This is a genomic window from Pseudoclavibacter chungangensis (assembly GCF_013410545.1).
Lineage (GTDB): Bacteria > Actinomycetota > Actinomycetes > Actinomycetales > Microbacteriaceae > Pseudoclavibacter > Pseudoclavibacter chungangensis.
On record NZ_JACCFV010000001.1, the window covers coordinates 945101 to 960972 of the forward strand.

At 70.8% G+C, this 15872-nt stretch carries 15 protein-coding genes; 9 read left to right on the forward strand and 6 right to left on the reverse strand.

Annotated features, from left to right (window positions below):
* Positions 1 to 3: 3 nt before the first annotated feature.
* Entirely contained in the window at positions 4 to 381 is a 378-nt protein-coding gene (locus HNR16_RS04215; protein WP_158042022.1) for an MGMT family protein, read from the reverse strand.
* 155 nt (positions 382 to 536) lie between these two features.
* Between HNR16_RS04215 and HNR16_RS04220 the strand changes: the two genes are divergently transcribed.
* Positions 537 to 2018, forward strand: a complete 1482-nt coding sequence (locus HNR16_RS04220) for an MDR family MFS transporter (protein WP_158042023.1) — start codon at positions 537 to 539, stop codon at positions 2016 to 2018.
* A gap of 48 nt (positions 2019 to 2066) precedes the next feature.
* Here the strand turns inward: HNR16_RS04220 and HNR16_RS04225 are convergent, their stop codons facing one another.
* Together HNR16_RS04225 and HNR16_RS04230 are read right to left on the reverse strand one after the other, a co-directional pair.
* Positions 2067 to 2462, reverse strand: a complete 396-nt coding sequence (locus tag HNR16_RS04225; RefSeq protein ID WP_158042024.1) for an ankyrin repeat domain-containing protein — start codon at positions 2460 to 2462, stop codon at positions 2067 to 2069.
* Positions 2443 to 2883: an MmcQ/YjbR family DNA-binding protein gene (locus tag HNR16_RS04230; RefSeq protein WP_158042025.1), complete on the reverse strand. Its 441-nt coding sequence runs from the start codon at positions 2881 to 2883 to the stop codon at positions 2443 to 2445. The genes HNR16_RS04225 and HNR16_RS04230 overlap by 20 nt, the downstream gene beginning before the upstream one ends.
* A 96-nt stretch (positions 2884 to 2979) precedes the next feature.
* On the opposite strand from HNR16_RS04230, the gene HNR16_RS04235 reads away from it, so the two are divergent.
* The 5 genes from HNR16_RS04235 (at position 2980) to HNR16_RS04255 (ending at position 9091) form a co-directional block, all read left to right on the forward strand.
* Positions 2980 to 4464: an MFS transporter gene (locus HNR16_RS04235; protein WP_158042026.1), complete on the forward strand. Its 1485-nt coding sequence runs from the start codon at positions 2980 to 2982 to the stop codon at positions 4462 to 4464.
* A 35-nt stretch (positions 4465 to 4499) separates the two neighbouring features.
* A complete protein-coding gene (malQ, locus tag HNR16_RS04240; protein WP_225737990.1) occupies positions 4500 to 6626 on the forward strand; it encodes a 4-alpha-glucanotransferase in 2127 nt (708 codons plus the stop codon).
* 180 nt (positions 6627 to 6806) lie between these two features.
* Positions 6807 to 7472, forward strand: a complete 666-nt coding sequence (locus HNR16_RS04245; RefSeq protein WP_158042027.1) for a hypothetical protein — start codon at positions 6807 to 6809, stop codon at positions 7470 to 7472.
* Positions 7457 to 8017, forward strand: coding sequence for a hypothetical protein (locus HNR16_RS04250; RefSeq protein ID WP_158042028.1), 561 nt, complete (start codon positions 7457 to 7459; stop codon positions 8015 to 8017). Before HNR16_RS04245 ends, HNR16_RS04250 begins: the two co-directional genes overlap by 16 nt.
* Before the next feature lie 99 nt (positions 8018 to 8116).
* Complete coding sequence (locus HNR16_RS04255; protein ID WP_158042029.1) at positions 8117 to 9091, forward strand: cation diffusion facilitator family transporter; 975 nt, start codon at positions 8117 to 8119, stop codon at positions 9089 to 9091.
* Here the strand turns inward: HNR16_RS04255 and HNR16_RS04260 are convergent.
* Positions 9081 to 9893, reverse strand: a complete 813-nt coding sequence (locus tag HNR16_RS04260) for a CPBP family intramembrane glutamic endopeptidase (RefSeq protein ID WP_225737991.1) — start codon at positions 9891 to 9893, stop codon at positions 9081 to 9083. The genes HNR16_RS04255 and HNR16_RS04260 overlap by 11 nt on opposite strands.
* Complete coding sequence (locus tag HNR16_RS04265; RefSeq protein WP_158042030.1) at positions 9890 to 10318, reverse strand: thiol-disulfide oxidoreductase DCC family protein; 429 nt, start codon at positions 10316 to 10318, stop codon at positions 9890 to 9892. Before HNR16_RS04265 ends, HNR16_RS04260 begins: the two co-directional genes overlap by 4 nt.
* A gap of 177 nt (positions 10319 to 10495) precedes the next feature.
* On the opposite strand from HNR16_RS04265, the gene HNR16_RS04270 reads away from it, so the two are divergent.
* The 3 genes from HNR16_RS04270 to HNR16_RS04280 all read left to right on the forward strand — a co-directional run bounded on the left by HNR16_RS04270 (position 10496) and on the right by HNR16_RS04280 (position 15201).
* On the forward strand, positions 10496 to 12346 hold the full coding sequence (locus HNR16_RS04270) for an ABC transporter family substrate-binding protein (protein ID WP_225737992.1): 1851 nt from the start codon (positions 10496 to 10498) through the stop codon (positions 12344 to 12346).
* A 142-nt stretch (positions 12347 to 12488) separates the two neighbouring features.
* Positions 12489 to 14021 carry an ABC transporter permease gene (locus HNR16_RS04275; RefSeq protein WP_158042032.1) on the forward strand — a complete coding sequence of 511 codons (1533 nt, stop codon included), beginning with the start codon at positions 12489 to 12491 and terminating at the stop codon, positions 14019 to 14021.
* A gap of 10 nt (positions 14022 to 14031) precedes the next feature.
* Positions 14032 to 15201, forward strand: coding sequence for an ABC transporter permease (locus HNR16_RS04280; protein ID WP_158042033.1), 1170 nt, complete (start codon positions 14032 to 14034; stop codon positions 15199 to 15201).
* Between the two features lie 8 nt (positions 15202 to 15209).
* Here HNR16_RS04280 and HNR16_RS04285 read toward each other — a convergent pair whose 3' ends face one another.
* A complete protein-coding gene (locus tag HNR16_RS04285; RefSeq protein ID WP_158042034.1) occupies positions 15210 to 15812 on the reverse strand; it encodes a PH domain-containing protein in 603 nt (200 codons plus the stop codon).
* Positions 15813 to 15872 lie beyond the last annotated feature (60 nt).

Genomic DNA, 15872 nt, shown 5'->3' on the forward strand with positions numbered 1-15872 from the left:
ACCCTACGTCGTCCCGGCCGTGCGCTCGACGTCGTCGCCGGTCGTGAGGTCGTCGAGCGAGCCCCAGCCGCGCGGGAACGCGTCGACGCGACCCCGCGCGTCGACGTCGACACCCTCGTCCTCGAGCAGGCGCCGCTGGACGTCGCCCGACTCCCCGGGGGTGGGGTCGAGCAGGATGCGGAGCCGGGACGGGCCGTCGGCACCGAGCACGCGGTGCCACGGCACGTCGCCCGCGGCCCCGTGCAGGGCCGCGAGCGCGAACCCCACCTGGCGGGCGTTCCGTGGCGCCCCCGCGAGCTCCGCGACGGTGCCGTAGTTCGTGACGCGCCCGCGCGGGATCACCCGAACGATCCGGTAGTAGCGCTCCCAGCCATCGACCATGCGCTCATCGTGCCACGTGCGGACGTGGCGGGGCCCGGCCATCTGACACCGGCGGGACTTCCCCGATTCGCCCGACACATGTAGACTCGCGCGTCTGCCCGCACCCCGGGGCAGTCCGCACCGCGCCCACCGGCGCCTCACGAAAGCGCTCCGACGTGTCACGCACAACAACCGACGACCGCCTCGACGCCCGCTCGACCACCGTCATCGCGGTGCTCCTCGTCTCCGCCTTCGTCGTCATCCTCAACGAGACGGCGATGAACGTCGCGCTGCGCGACATCATGCTCGAACTGCACGTCGCCGAACACGTCGTGCAGTGGCTCACGACCGCGTTCATGCTCACGATGGCCGTCGTGATCCCGATCACCGGTTGGCTCATCCAGCGCGTCCCGACGCGCACCCTCTTCATCCTCGCGATGAGCCTGTTCTCGCTCGGGACGCTCGTCGCGGCGATCGCGCCGGTCTTCTCGATCCTGCTCGCGGGTCGCATCGTGCAGGCCTCCGGCACGGCCATCATGATGCCGCTGCTCATGACGACGATCATGACGCTCGTCCCGCCCGGTGCGCGCGGTCGCGTGATGGGCAACGTGTCGATCGTGATCTCCGTCGCGCCCGCGATCGGCCCCACGATCTCGGGCCTCATCCTGAGCTTCGCGCACTGGCGCTTCGTGTTCGTCTTCGTCCTGCCGATCGCCGTGCTCATGCTCGTCATCGGTGCGCTGCGGATCACGAACGTCGGCGAGAACGAGCGGACGAAGCTCGACGTCCCCTCCGTCCTGCTCTCCGCCGTGGGCTTCGGTGGCCTCGTCTACGGTCTCACGCTCATCGGCTCGGTGACGGTCGACGCCTGGGTGCCGCCGACGATCGTTGCCGGGGGCATCGCCGCGCTCGCCGTGTTCGCGCTCCGACAGCGCGTGCTCCAGCGGACCGACGAGGCGTTCCTCGATCTGCGCACGTTCCGGTACCCCGCGTTCACCGTCTCCATCGTGACGATGGTGCTCGCGATGATGGCACTGTTCGGGACGGTCATCGTCCTGCCGCTCCTGCTGCAGACCTCCTACGGCGTCGACCCGCTCACGGTCGGGCTCGTGCTGCTGCCCGGCGGCATCCTGATGGGTCTGCTCGGCCCGCTCGTCGGGCGTCTCTTCGACCGGTTCGGCCCCCGCGTCCTCATCGTCCCCGGATCGATCGTCGTCGCGGCGTCGTTTGTGCTCTTCGCGACGCTGCAGCTCACGTCACCGCTGTGGATCGTCGTCGTCGCGCACGTGCTCCTGAGCGTCGGGCTCGCGTTCATGTTCACGCCGCTGTTCACCGTCTCGCTCGGCGCACTCCCGAGCTCGCTCTACAGTCACGGCTCGGCGATCGTCGGCACCGTGCAGCAGCTCGCGGGTGCCGCGGGCACGGCCGTGTTCGTCATGCTGCTCGTCGCGTTCGGGCAGGGCGTCGGCGGCGAGGCGGGTACGAGCGCGACGCCCGAGGAGTTCCTCGCCGGGGCACGCGCCGCGTTCCTCGCGGCCGGCGGCGTGTGGCTGCTCGCGATCATCGCGGGCGCGTTCGTGCGTCAATCGTCCCCCGACGAGGTGCCGGACGACGCCTCGGCCGCGCCGACGGGGGAGCAGCCGATCACCACGCACTGATCGCCGCGACGACGGTCGATGCCGGGTGGGGCGCGCTCCCGCGCCCGCTCAGGCGTCGCCGTCGAGCAGCGGCAGGAGCGCCTCACCGCCGAACATGCGCGCCGTGGCACGCGCCGACGGCGTCCCCGCATCGGGATCCGCGCCCGCGGCCACGAGCGCCCGGACGGCGTCGGCGTCCTGCTTGAACACCGCGCACGTGAGCGGCCGCTGTCCGCGGTCGTTCTGCGCCTCGACGTCCGCGCCGCGTCCGATGAGGAGGGCGACCGTGTCGGCGTGCTCGTGATAGGCGGCGAGGATGAGCAGCGTGTCACCCTTCGCGTCGCGGAGGTCGACGGGCGCACCCGCGTCGAGATAGGCGGCGAGGTGTGCCGTTTCGCCGTCGCGGGCGAAGTCGAACAGGCGGTGGGCGAGTTCGACGGCGTCGTCAGCGGGATCGGTCGTCATGCGCACCAGTATGCCGGGCGCCAGCCGGCGCCCCGTCGAGCAGGCGCACGAGTCGGGCGGGCGCCGTGTTGCGGTACGAGGCCTCGATGAGCTCGGCGACGAGCTGCCAGTCGGGCTCACCCACGTCGAGCCGGAAACCGACCCAGCCCGACGGCCCGACGTAGGCGGGGACGTAGAAGCGCTCGTCCTCGAGCCACGCGAGTCGGTCGTCGGCGTCGGGCTTCGTGACGAGCGAACGCGCGGTGTCCGAGTCGTCCCGGACGCCCTTCCGGGAACCGCCGTAGAAAGCGAACGCCGTGCGTACGATGAAGTTCGGCCGACCGAACGACACGCGCTCGGAGGCTTCCGGATACGCGAGCGAGAACTGCCGCACGCGTTCGAGCAGTGGGTCGTCCGGGTCTGCGCGGAGCGGGTGCGGCATACGCGCACCGTAACATCGGGGCCTGCGGGACGACACGCGCGCAGTAGGGTACCGGCGAGCCCCGTCGAACGGACCGGGCACGGCAGCGGAGGCCCCATGACCGACTCCACCACCACGCCCGACGCGTCCGGCGCACCGCTCACGCGCACCGAACGGCTCGACCGTCTGCCGTTCACGCGGCGGCACGGGAAACTGCTCGTCGGTTCCGGCATCGGCTGGGCGCTCGATGCGATGGACGTCGGGCTCATCTCCTTCGTCATGGCGGCGCTCGCGGTCCAGTGGCAGCTCGATCACACGACGATCTCGTGGATCGGGTCGATCGGCTTCGTCGGCATGGCGATCGGCGCGACGCTCGGCGGCCTCGTGGCCGACAAGCTCGGGCGACGCCAGGTCTTCGCGATCACGCTCCTCGTCTACGGTGTCGCGACGGGCGCCTCGGCGCTCGTCGGCTCGGTCGCCGCGCTCATCGTGCTCCGATTCGTCGTCGGCCTCGGCCTCGGCGCCGAGCTCCCGGTCGCCTCGACCCTCGTGAGCGAGTACGCACCCCGACGCATCCGCGGCCGGGTCGTCGTCCTGCTCGAGGCGTTCTGGGCCGTGGGCTGGATCCTCGCCGCGTGCATCGGAGCGTTCATCATCCCGCTCTCGGACGACGGCTGGCGCTGGGCGCTGCTCGTGGGCATCGTCCCCGCCGTCTACGCGCTCGTCGTGCGATTCGGCCTCCCCGAATCGGTTCGCTTCCTCGAGTCGAAGGGACGCACCGCGGAGGCCGAGCGGGCCGTCCGCGAGTTCGAGGCCTCGGCCGGCATCACGGCCGGGGACGTCGAGCGCGACTCGGCCGCCCCGGCGACCGAGGTCCGGATCGAGGAGACAGAGACGGAGCCCACCGCCCCGGTCCCACGCGCGTCCATCTGGTCCCGACCGCTTCGCGGCCGCACGCTCGCCCTCTGGATCGTGTGGTTCTGCATCAACCTCAGCTACTACGGCGCGTTCGTCTGGATCCCGACGCTGCTCGTGGCGCGCGGATTCGACCTCGTGCGCGCGTTCGAGTTCACGCTCGTCATCACCCTCGCGCAGCTTCCCGGGTACCTCGTCGCGGCGTGGCTCATCGAACGCATCGGACGTCGGATCACGCTCGCCGTGTTCCTCGTCGGATCGGCCGGTGCCGCCGCGTTCTACGGGCTCGCGACGACCGAGCCGCTCATCATCGCCGCCGGCATGCTCCTCTCCTTCTTCAACCTGGGCGCCTGGGGTGCCCTGTACGCCATCGGACCCGAGCTGTACCCCACGAGCGTCCGGGGCACGGGCACGGGCGCCGCAGCGGGATTCGGCCGGATCGCGTCGATCATCGCGCCGCTCATCGTGCCGCCGCTCGTCGCGCTCGGCGGTGGTGCGGGCGCGGGCGGCGAGCTCGTCGTGTTCGGGCTGTTCGCGCTCGCCTTCCTCGTCGCGGCCGTCGCGGCGTTCACGCTGCCCGAGCGCATGGGGCGTGCGCTCGACGAGGTCGAGCCGAATGCGACCGACGGGCCGGCGGAGGTGCCGGCGCACACCGGTCCGATCGACACGAGCAGCGCGCGCGGGTGACCTCCGGCGTCGCGTCGGCCCCCTACACTGTCCGCGTGACGATCTCTCCCACCTCCGAGTCCCTCGCCGAACTCGCTCGCCGGAACGGCGTCGGCACCGAGTACTGGGACTGGACGGGCACGCACGTCGAGGTCCCGGCGAGCACGCTCGTCGCCGTCCTCGCGGCCCTCGACATCGACGCTTCCGACGACGAGGCCGTCGCACGTGCGCTCGTCGAGACCGACGAGCGTGCCTGGCGGCGCGTGCTCCCGCCGACGGTCGTCGCGCGAGCGGGTCGACCGCTCGCGGTCCCGGTGCACGTGCCGCACGGCAGCCCCGTCGACCTCGCGATCGTCCTCGAGGACGGCACGACGCGCGAACCGTCGCAGCTCGACCGCTGGATCGACCCGCGCGAGATCGACGGCGCGCTCGTCGGCCGCGCGACGTTCGAACTCCCCGGCGACCTGCCCACCGGCTGGCACCGGCTGCGCGCCGAGATCCCGGGCGTCGGCACGAGCGAGGCGGTGCTCGTCGTCACACCCGAGCGACTCACGACGGCGACGTGGCTCGACGAGCAGCCGGTCTGGGGCCTCGTCGCACAGGCCTATCAGGCGCGGTCGGCCGACTCGTGGGGCATCGGCGACGCCGCCGACATCGCGACGCTCGCCGAGTGGTCGGCGGCACGCGGCGCGGCGTTCGTGCTCGTGAATCCGCTGCACGCGCCCGCTCCCGTGCTGCCCGTCGAGCCGTCGCCCTATCTGCCGACGACGCGACGATTCGTCGACCCGTCCATGATCCGCGTCGACGAGGTCCCCGGGCGATCCGCGCTCGACGAGACCGCGATCGCGCGACTCGACGAGCTCGGTCGTGCGGCACGTGCACTCGATCTCGTCGACGACATCGACCGGACCGCCGTCTGGTCCGTGAAGCGCGAGGCGCTCGCGCTCCTGTTCGGTGCCGACCTCGTCGACCCCGAGCGCACGCGCGCGTTCGGTGCGTTCTGCGAGGCCGAGGGGGAGGCGCTCGTCGATTTCGCGACCTACTGCGCGCTCGCCGAGGAGCACGGGCGGGACTGGGGCGCGTGGCCGACGGGCCTGCACCACCCCGCGGCCGAGGCGGTCGCGCGCTACCGCGACGACAACGCCGACCGCGTCGACTTCTTCCGCTGGCTCCAGTGGATCGTCGCCGAGCAGCTCACGCGCGCGCAGCAGCGCGCACGCGACGCGGGCATGGGCATCGGCGTCGTCCACGACCTCGCCGTCGGCGTGCACCCGGTCGGCGCCGACGCGTGGGCCCTTCCGGACTCGCTCGCGCGCGGTGTCACGGTCGGCGCGCCGCCGGACCAGTTCAACCAGATGGGGCAGAACTGGTCGCAACCGCCGTGGCGGCCGGACCGCCTCGCCGAGCTCGGCTACGCGCCGTACCGCGACATGCTGCGCGCCGTGCTGCGGCATGCCGGCGGCGTCCGCATCGACCACATCCTCGGACTGTTCCGGCTCTGGTGGATCCCCGAGGCGAGCACGGCCGACACGGGGGCCTACGTCCGCTACGACGACGAGGCGCTCATCGGCATCCTCGCGCTCGAGGCCGAACGGGCGGGCGCGGTCGTCATCGGCGAGGACCTCGGCGTGGTCGAGGAGCGCACGCGTCACGTCATGGCCGAGCGCGGGATCGACGGCACGTCGATCCTCTGGTTCGAGTGGGACGCCGACGGCCGACCGCTCGCGCCCGAGGAGTACCGCCACGACTGCCTCGCGAGCGTCACGACGCACGATCTGCCGCCGACCGCCGGCTATCTCGCGCTCGAACACGTCGACATCCGCGAGCGGCTCGGGTTGCTCACCCGCGACCCGGCCGAGGAGCGGGCGCACGAGCGCGGCGTCATCGCGGCCGTCGAAGCCCGCCTGCGCGAGCGCGGCCTCCTCACGACGGCGGACCCGGGTGTGGAGGACGTCGTCGAGGCGATGCACCGCTACCTCGCGTCCTCGCGCGCACGACTCATGGGCGTCTCGCTCGCGGACCTCGCGGGGGACCGGCGGAGCGTCAACCAGCCCGGCACCTACCTCGAGTACCCGAACTGGCGTGTTCCGCTCTCCGGCCCCGACGGCGGGCTCCTGCTGCTCGAGGAACTGCTTCGCGCGCCGCTCGCCGAACGGATCGCGGCGGCGTCCGTCCGGCACTGACGTGCGCCGCCGCCGGCCACCACGGCGGGCCACGTGCCTCGACGCCCGACGGGTGCGGGAGCGCGCACGCCGCAGTGGTCCGCGCCGCTCCGACCCGCCGGGGAACGGGCCGGTGCACATCGACACGGGATCAACCGCGGGGCGGACGAGCGCCCGCACGAGGCGTGCGAGGATACCCGCATGAGCCCGCGCACGCACACGACGACGGCGAGGGCGGTCGTGGCGCTCGCCGCCGTGGTCCTGCTGTTGAGCGGTTGCACGCTCGTCTCGTCGCTCGCCCAGCCCGGCGGTCAGGCCGAGACGGGCGCGACGAGCCAGGACGGCGCGACGCCCGCAACCACGACGGAGCCGGACGAGGACCTCGGATCGACGCCCGAGCCGTCGAGCCCGGGGACGGAGACCGTCGACGTCCCCGTCTCGATCGGGACACCGGTGTCGATCCAGGGTGCGGACGGTGGTGAGGTCGGCCTGTTCACCGTGACCTCGGTCGTGCCGTACGCGATGTGCCCGAACCCGGATGCCGACGAGAGCAAGTACGGCATGATCGTGATCGTGAGCGTCGACATCATGGCCGCTCCGTCGCTCTCGGCCCAGACGGATCCGTACTACGGGCAGCACTTCGACCTGTCGAAGCTCGACGTGGTCGACCCGAAGACGGGGACCTCGACCAAGGGGGGCCCCGACTACGACTGCCTCACGACCGGTGATCGGCTCACGACAGTCCAGCCAGGGGGGACCGCGAGCGGGCGGCTCGCCTTCGACGTCGAGGACGAGTCGTTCGCGATCAGGTGGTTCTACGGTCATCAGAACTTCGTCGTCGCACCGTCGGAGTGGGGCTGGGACTGAGCGACGAGCACACCGTCCCCCGGGGCGGCGACGTGGCGCTCGCCGAGGTGCGAGCGGTTCTCGAGCGTGCGCGCGAACGCCTCCTGCGCGAGGACGTGCCGACCGAGGTGCTCGGACGGTACGAACCGCCCACGAAGCGTCTCGGCCTGTTCCCCGTCGCCGAGCGGATCGCTCCGATCGGTCGGGTCTGGCGGATCGGGGTGCTGCTCCTGACGCCCGAGGGCGCACTCCACGCGGTCGGGCACCAGACGCGGGCGAAGCGCCTCGAACGCGTCGGATACGTCGCGGAGTCGGCCCGCCGGCGCGACGAACTGCGCGACGCGGCCGCGCGGGGCGGCATCACGGCGGGGACGAGCGTGGACTTCGACACGCTCCCGCTCCCGCTCGACCGCCCGGACGTGTTCGGGACGGGACCGCTCACGCTGCGGGACGGCGCGGCCGTCGTGCGCTGGGCGCCGCACGCGCCCCTCGCCGACGCCGTCGCGATCGACGACTACGTGGACGAGCGCGTCGACCTGCTCGTCGATGCCGCACGGCGCCGCTGACGCGCACCGCGTCCTCGACACCGCACGGATGCCCGCGGCGCGGCATCGGTGCGGCACCGGGCCGGAGTACCCTGGTCGGGGTCGAACGGGGGAGCCGCCATGGCCGAGAAGCGCACGCCACCGCACGAGGGACGGACCACGGCGGACCCGAGCGGTTCGAATCTCGTCACCGTGATCCTCGCGTTCGCGGTGAACATCCTCATCGCCGTCGCCAAGTCGGTCGCCGCCGTCGTCACGGGCTCGGCCTCGATGGTCGCGGAAGCGGCACACTCCTGGGCAGACTCGGGCAACGAGGTGTTCCTGCTCGTCGCCGAGCGGCGGAGCGGGAAGCCGCGTGACGCGGCCCATCCGCTCGGTTACGGGCGCGAGGCGTACGTGTGGTCCATGTTCGCCGCGTTCGGCCTGTTCGCGGCGGGCGCCGTCGTGTCGATCTGGCACGGGGTGCAGCAACTCGGTGCCGGGGAGGAGGAGAGCGACTACACGATCGCGTTCATCGTGCTCGGGGTCGCATTCGTGCTCGAAGGGGTGTCGTTCCTCCAGGCGCTCCGACAGACGAGGCGCTCGGCGAAGCGTCTCGGCCTCCACCCGTTGCGATACATCGGTCGGACCTCGAACCCCACGCTGCGCGCGGTGTTCGCCGAGGACGGTGCGGCGCTCATCGGCATCCTGTTCGCCGCGGCCGGCATCGTGCTCCACGAGGTGACGGGCCTCGCGGTCTTCGACGCGACCGGTTCGATCGCGGTCGGGCTCCTGCTCGGCGTCATCGCGGTCTTCCTCATCGCTCGGAACCGCGACTTCCTCGTGGGGGAGGCGGCGTCGCCGCGCGCTCGCACGGCGGCACTCCACCACCTGCTCGATCACCCCGAGGTGGATCGGGTCACCTACCTCCACCTCGAGTTCGTCGGCCCGGACCGGCTGTTCCTCGTCGCGGCGGTCGATCTCGTCGGTGATGCGCCCGAGCGACGCGTCGCCGAGGAGCTGCGACGCATCGAGGACGAGCTCGCGAGCGACCCGACGATCGCGAGGGTCGTCCTCACGCTCTCGACGGCCGACGAGCCGTCCATCACGACGTGACGGACGCCCCGAACAGGTGCGGGAACGCGGCGACGGCCCACGCGTAACCGAGGAACGACACGAGGTCGAGCACGAAGTGCGCGACGACGAGGGGCGCCGTCCGGCCGTGCCGCTCGTACCACCACCCGAACACGAGGCCCATCACGACGTTGCCGAGTGCCATGCCCGCGCCCTGATAGAGATGGTACGAGCCACGCAGCACGGCGGCGGTCACGATGCGCCCCCACGGGCTCCAGCCCAGTTCCCGCAGTCTCGTCTGGAGGTAGCCGACGACGACGACCTCCTCGAGCAGCGCCGCCCGGAGCGCCGCGAGCACGAGCAGCACGACCGACCACCACGTGATGTCCTGCCCGTTCGCCGCGATCGCCGGGGTGATGCCGACGGCGCGCGTGAGGAGGTAGAGGCCGAGACCGGGAACGCCGATGCACGCCGCGAGCAGGAGACCGCCACCGATGTCGCGTCCGGGACGCGTCACATCGAGTCCGAGCCGGCGCCAGCCGCTGCGCGCGGGCTCCCAGAGGAGCCAGACGACGAGCGCGACGGGCACGAGGTCGGCCGCGATGCCGATGAGCTGGTAGAGCGAGTCGACGAGCGCGCGGTCGTCGCGCGCGGGGTTCAGCGTCGTCGTCTGGGCGGCGAGGGGCTCGGAGCGCGTCAGCCGGTCGGCGAGCTGGACGAGGGCGTACGCCGTCGAGGGGAGGATCGCGAGCGCGAGGACGATCCAGACCTCGGCGACGCGCCGTCGTCGGGACGGGCCGCGCAGGGGCGTGGGTGCGGGAACCGCGGGGAGGCGCGCGGTCACGCCGCGTGGGGGAGGGCGCAGCTCGTCGTACCGCCCGGCAGACGGTGCCGATTGCGTTTGACGATCTCGTACGCGACCCGGGTCGAGCCCGCGATGCCGGGAACCGTCGCGAGATTGCCGATGAAGCGCCACACGAACGCCGGCTGCCTGCGCAGCACCTCGAACACGGCGTCGGCGCCGCGGTACTGGCGCAGCACGCCGTTCTCCTCGCGCACCACCCACACGGCCTCGTCGACATCGAGCGGATCGAGGTACAGATCGTCGATCGCCGTCCGACGACCGTCACGGACCTCGGGCAGTGCCGGAAGCACCTCGCGTGCCCGCTCGACGCTCCAGCTGCAGAACCCGCAATCGCCGTCGTACACGAGCACCGGGCGGCGGTGACCGTTGCCCGCCGTGTCGTCCAGGTTCCATGAATCGGACATGCTCGAAGTGTACGCGGCGGATGGAACTTGTCGAAGTTACCCAGCGTTCATCAAGCATTCGTAACGATCGAGCCCGGTATCCGGTGCGGCCCGCGCGACTCACCTAACGTTGCCCCAACACGACGGCGGGCTCATGCGGCCTGCCGCCATCCACATGTCAAGGAGGATCCCTTGGAAGTGAAACGACTTCTCGCGGCCGGCGCCATCCTGGCGGCCGGTACGCTCGTCATGAGCGGCTGTGCCGCACCGGATCGGGGCGGCGACGGTGCCGGCGGTCCGGGCATCACGGTGTCCTGGAACGACCCGTTCTTCTCGTGGAACACGAACACGACGCCCGCGAACGCGGCGTCGAACGCGATCGTGGTCATGACCGCGAACAGCGGCTTCTTCACGTACGACAACGTTCCCGAGGCCGTTCCGAACGAGCAGTTCGGCACGGTCGAGAAGCTCTCGGACGACCCGCTCACGGTGAAGTACACCATCAACGAGGGCGTCACCTGGAGCGACGGCGCGCCGATGGACGCGGCCGACCTGTTGCTCGTGTGGGCGTCGCAGACGACACACCGCTCGGCGGGTGAGGTGCCGGAGCCCGAGGTCGACGACGACGGCAACGTCACGAACCAGGACGCGATCGACGCCGCCGCCGAGGCGGGCGTGTTCTGGAACACGAACCCCGGCCCCGGCCTGCAGCTCGACCTCGTCGAGAAGACGCCGACGATCGGCGACGACGGCCGCTCGATGACCATCGAGTACTCGAAGCCCTATGCGGACTGGCAGTCGCTCTTCAAGGGCGACAGCACCTCGATCGCCGCGCACGGCGTCGTGCAGCTCGCCTACCCCGGCGAGTACGACGACCCCAAGGCCGCGAAGGACGCGTTCGTGAAGGCGGTCAACGACAACGACACGGCGTTCCTCGGCCCGGTCGCGACCGCGTTCCGCACCGACTACGACTACAAGTCGATGCCCGAGAAGCCGCAGCAGTACCTCTCGAACGGCCCGTACGTGCTGAGCGACCTCGTCGAGGACCAGTACGCCGTGCTCACGCTGCGCGACGACTACACGTGGGGCCCCAAGCCCGCGTACAAGACGATCACGATCAAGGTCATCCCCGACGCGCAGGCGGCCGTGACGGCGCTGCAGAACGGTGAGATCCAGATCGCCTACGGTCAGCCGACGGTCGACATCATCCAGCAGCTCGAGGGGCTCGAGGGCAGCGGCATCGAGTGGGAGAGCGCGCTCGAGGGCACGTACGAGCACGTCGACCTGCAGGTGACGAACGGTGGCCCGTTCGACCCGGCCACGTACGGTGGCGACGAGGCGAAGGCGAAGGCCGTTCGCGAGGCGTTCCTCCTCTCGATCCCGCGCCAGGAGATCGTCGACAAGCTCATCACGCCGCTCGCGCCCGACGCGACGACGCGTGACTCGAACTTCTTCCTGCCCGGCGCGGACGGTTACGACGAGTCGGTCGCCGCGAGCGGCATCGACCGCTACACGGGTGACGTCGAGGCCGCGAAGGCGAAGCTCGCCGAGGCCGGCGTCGACTCGCCGTCCGTGCGCTTCCTCACGGCGAAGAACAACCCGCGTCGTCAGCAGGAGCTCGCGCTCATCCAGGCGAACGCCGAGGCGGCCGGCTTCACGTTCGTCGACGCATCGGCGGAGGACTGGTCGACCGTGCTCTCGACGCAGCCGAATGCGTACGACGCGGCGCTGTTCGGCTGGCAGTCCGAGGCCCTCGGCTTCGGCGAGACGAGCCCGAACTACATCACAGGCGGGACGAACAACTACTTCGGCTGGTCCGTGCCCGAGCTCGACGCCAAGCTGCAGCAGCTCGACACGACGACCGACCCGGCCGAGGTGCTCAAGGTCGGTGCCGAGGCCGAGAAGCTCTTGTACGACCAGTCGTGGACCGTGCCGATCTTCCAGTTCCCGGGCGTGCTCGCGTGGAGCAGCGAGGTGACGGGCGTGCAGCCCGGCTTCCTGTCGCCGAGCTACTTCTGGAGCGCCCCGAGCTGGGCACCGGCGAGCTAGCGGAAGCGGACCCTGCGGTGTCGCGTCGTCCCTGACGCGGCACCGCACGGTTCGCGCGCTCCGGTCGACCGACGGCACGTGCCGTCGGTCGACCGGAGCGCCGCACTCGTTCGCCCGCGTGACCTGACCGTCAGGAACCCACATGCTGCGATTCATCCTCAGACGCCTGTTCGTCTCGATCTTCATCCTCCTCGGCGCCCTCTTCCTCGTGTACTGCCTCGTCGCGATCTCGAAGGACCCGTTCGCCGACATCGTCCAATCCACCGCGCCGAACAAGCAGCAACTCATCGAGGCGCGGACGGAACTGCTCAACCTCGACGTGCCGCCGCCCGCCCGCTTCTTCATCTGGCTCGGCGGCATGCTCGGCTTCCTCGTCGGAAACGGCACGTGGGGCGTCAACGTGCTCGGTCAGGACGTGGGGGCACTGCTGCCCAACGTTGTCGGCCAGACGCTTCAGCTCGTGACCGGTGCGACGCTCATCGCGATCGTCGCCGGCATCGCGGTGGGCGTCGCGACCGCGCTCCGGCAGTACTCCGGTTTCGACTACGCCGTCACGTTCGTCTCGTTCCTGCTCTACTCGCTCCCCGTCTTCTTCGTGGCGGTGATCCTCAAGCTCTACCTCGCGATCGGGTTCAACGACTTCCTGCAGAACCCACAGATCCCCATCGGGGTCCTCCTGCTCGTCGGCATCATCATCGGCGTTGTCGTCATGTCGGTCACGGGCGGGCCACCGAAGCAGCGTCTCATCGCGTTCGCGGCGGGCGCCGTCGGCACGATCGTGCTCCTCCTGCTCATGCAGGCGCTCGACTGGTTCCGCGAGCCCTCGCTCGGCATCCCGCTCATGCTCGTCCTCGGCCTCACGACGGTGCTCGTCGTCGCCGTGCTCACGGTCGGGCTGCGCGAACGCCGGAACCTCGTCGTCACCGGTGCCGTCGCGCTCTCCGGCGCCGTGCTCTGGTTCCCGCTCCAGTTCGCGATGACGAACGAGATCGGCGTCTGGTTCATCGTCGCGCTCGTCCTCGCGTACACGGTGCTCGCGTGGCTCGCCGGGCAGTTCTTCGGCGGCGTGGATCGGCACCAGATCCGCACGAACGCGGCGATCGTCGGCTTCGTCGTCGCGGTCCTGCTCGTGATCGACCGCATCATGCAGGTGTGGCCCGCCTACATGGACGCGACCGGCGATCGTCCGATCGCGACCGTCGGTGCCGTGAACCCGCAGTTCGCCGGAACGGACAACATCTGGCTGCAGCTGCTCGACTCCGGTACGCACCTGCTCCTGCCGACGCTGTCGATCGCGTTCATCTCGATCGCGCAGTACTCGCGCTACTCGCGGGCGAGCCTGCTCGACGTCATGAACATGGACTACATCCGCACGGCCCGCGCGAAGGGGCTGCCCGAGCGGACGGTCGTCATGCGGCACGCGCTCCGCAACGCGCTCATCCCCGTCACGACGGTCGTCGCGGCCGACGTCGGCGCGATCATCTCGGGTGCGATCGTGACGGAGCAGATCTTCGCCTGGCGGGCGATGGGGTCGCTGTTCACGGCATCGCTCGAGACCGTCGACCTCAACCCGCTCATGGCGTACATGCTCATCACCGCCTCGCTGACGGTCCTGTTCAATCTCATCGCCGACATCCTCTACTCCGTGCTCGACCCACGGATCCGATTGAGCTGAGGCACGCGAAATGACCAATATCGAAGCACTCACCCAGCCCGGCGGCCCCGAACACAACGCCGAACTCACGATCGAACAACAGGAGGTCGAGGGCCTCAGTCAGGGACAGATCGTCCGGCGCCGGTTCGTCCGGCACACGGGCGCCATGGTGTCCCTCGCCGTCTTCGTGCTCATCGTCCTGCTCGTCTTCACCTCGGTCGGCATCGTCCTGCCGTACCCGAGCTTCGCGAACGGTGAGTTCGCGATCGCGACGATCCAGATCCACGGCTGGTGGCCGTACACGTGGAACGAGATCTCGCCCGTCGTGAACAACGGCAACCCGACGATGACGGGCCTGTTCTCGTGGGGACCGCACCCGTTCGGTCAGGACGAGGTCGGCCGCGACATCTTCGCGCGCGTCATGCGGGGCACGCAGCAGTCGCTCACCGTCATGGTGCTCTACGGCGGCATCGCCGCGGTGCTCGGCATCGTCGTCGGCGGCATCGCCGGGTTCTTCGGCGGCTGGGTCGACAACGTGCTCATGCGCGTGACCGATCTGTTCCTCGTCATCCCCGTGCTCGTGTTCGCTGCCGTCCTCGGCCAGTTCGCGAGCCAGAGCCCCTTCCTCGCCGCCTACGGCGCGGTCGCGCTCGGGTTGCTTCTCGGGTTCGTCGGCTGGATGTCGATGGCCCGGCTCGTGCGCGGTGAGTTCCTCGCCCTGCGTGAGCGCGAGTTCGTCGATGCGGCGCGCGTCGCGGGCGCCTCGAGCGGCCGGATCATCTTCCGGCACATCCTGCCCAACGCCCTCGGCGTCGTGATCGTCGCGACGACGCTCATCATGGCGACCGCGATCGTGCTCGAGGCGAGCCTCTCGTTCATCGGCTTCGGCATCCAGGCGCCCGACGTGTCGCTCGGCCAGATCGTGAACGAGTACCAGGGCGCGTTCGTGACGCGGCCGTGGCTGTTCTGGTTCCCCGGCGTGTTCGTCGTCGCGATCGCGCTGTGCATCAACTTCATCGGCGACGGCCTGCGCGACGCGTTCGACCCGCGTCAGACGCAGAAGCCGGGTGGCTCGATCTTCGTGCGCATGTGGCGCTCGCTGCGGGGCAAGCACCCGGAGCCCGTCGCCGAGGGTGTCGCGGGCACGACCGCGATCCGCACGAACGACGCCGACGGCGACGAGCCGAAGGGGCGGATCTGATGCGCGGCTCAGACGAGCGTCGTCGACCAGGCGGCTGCGCCGGCGACGAGCAGCGAGGCCACGAGCACCGTGATGTTCACGATGTTCCACGATCGCGTGATGGCGTCGTTCGACGGATCGTGCTCGGCGAGTCGGTGGGCGAGCGTCGTCATCGCGTCGCCCGAGGGCGTTCCCGGCGCGTCGCTCGCGGCGAGCGAGTCACCGCCCTCGTCCCGGCGCACGCGCGGATCGCGGCGCATGGCCTCCGAGGGCACGATGCGCTGCGTCGCGATGCGGTCCGGCGGGGGAGCGGCCCATGCGCTCACGACCCCCTCGTCGGTGACGAGCGCGAACCCGTGCGTCGTCCGCGCATCGGCGATGCGGCCGTAGGGGACGCGCGTCGTCCGCAGCGGACCCCGGACCTCGACCGCCTCGGCATCGAACGCGACGCTCGGCGCGAGCAGCGTCACGTAGCCGACACCCACGAGCAGCACGGGGATCGGCAGCACCGAGCCCGCCGCATCGAGGCTGCCCGACACGATGAGCGAAACCACGGCCACCACACAGGCGAGCGCGACGAGCACATAGACCACGGCCGACAGGCGCGGGCGGATCACGGTACGAGTCGTCATGGTCGAATCATCCCAGAGCACGCCCGCGCGTGCGCCCAGCGCACCACCGAGCAGCAGGAG

Coding starts and splice junctions, on each gene's coding strand:
- HNR16_RS04285 (WP_158042034.1), bottom strand. CDS start 15,812: ATGACGACTCGTACCGTGATCCGCCCGCGCCTGTCGGCCGTGGTCTAT.
- HNR16_RS04245 (WP_158042027.1), top strand. CDS start 6,807: ATGAGCCCGCGCACGCACACGACGACGGCGAGGGCGGTCGTGGCGCTC.
- HNR16_RS04215 (WP_158042022.1), bottom strand. CDS start 381: ATGGTCGATGGCTGGGAGCGCTACTACCGGATCGTTCGGGTGATCCCG.
- HNR16_RS04225 (WP_158042024.1), bottom strand. CDS start 2,462: ATGACGACCGATCCCGCTGACGACGCCGTCGAACTCGCCCACCGCCTG.
- HNR16_RS04230 (WP_158042025.1), bottom strand. CDS start 2,883: ATGCCGCACCCGCTCCGCGCAGACCCGGACGACCCACTGCTCGAACGC.
- HNR16_RS04235 (WP_158042026.1), top strand. CDS start 2,980: ATGACCGACTCCACCACCACGCCCGACGCGTCCGGCGCACCGCTCACG.
- HNR16_RS04255 (WP_158042029.1), top strand. CDS start 8,117: ATGGCCGAGAAGCGCACGCCACCGCACGAGGGACGGACCACGGCGGAC.
- HNR16_RS04275 (WP_158042032.1), top strand. CDS start 12,489: ATGCTGCGATTCATCCTCAGACGCCTGTTCGTCTCGATCTTCATCCTC.
- HNR16_RS04280 (WP_158042033.1), top strand. CDS start 14,032: ATGACCAATATCGAAGCACTCACCCAGCCCGGCGGCCCCGAACACAAC.
- HNR16_RS04265 (WP_158042030.1), bottom strand. CDS start 10,318: ATGTCCGATTCATGGAACCTGGACGACACGGCGGGCAACGGTCACCGC.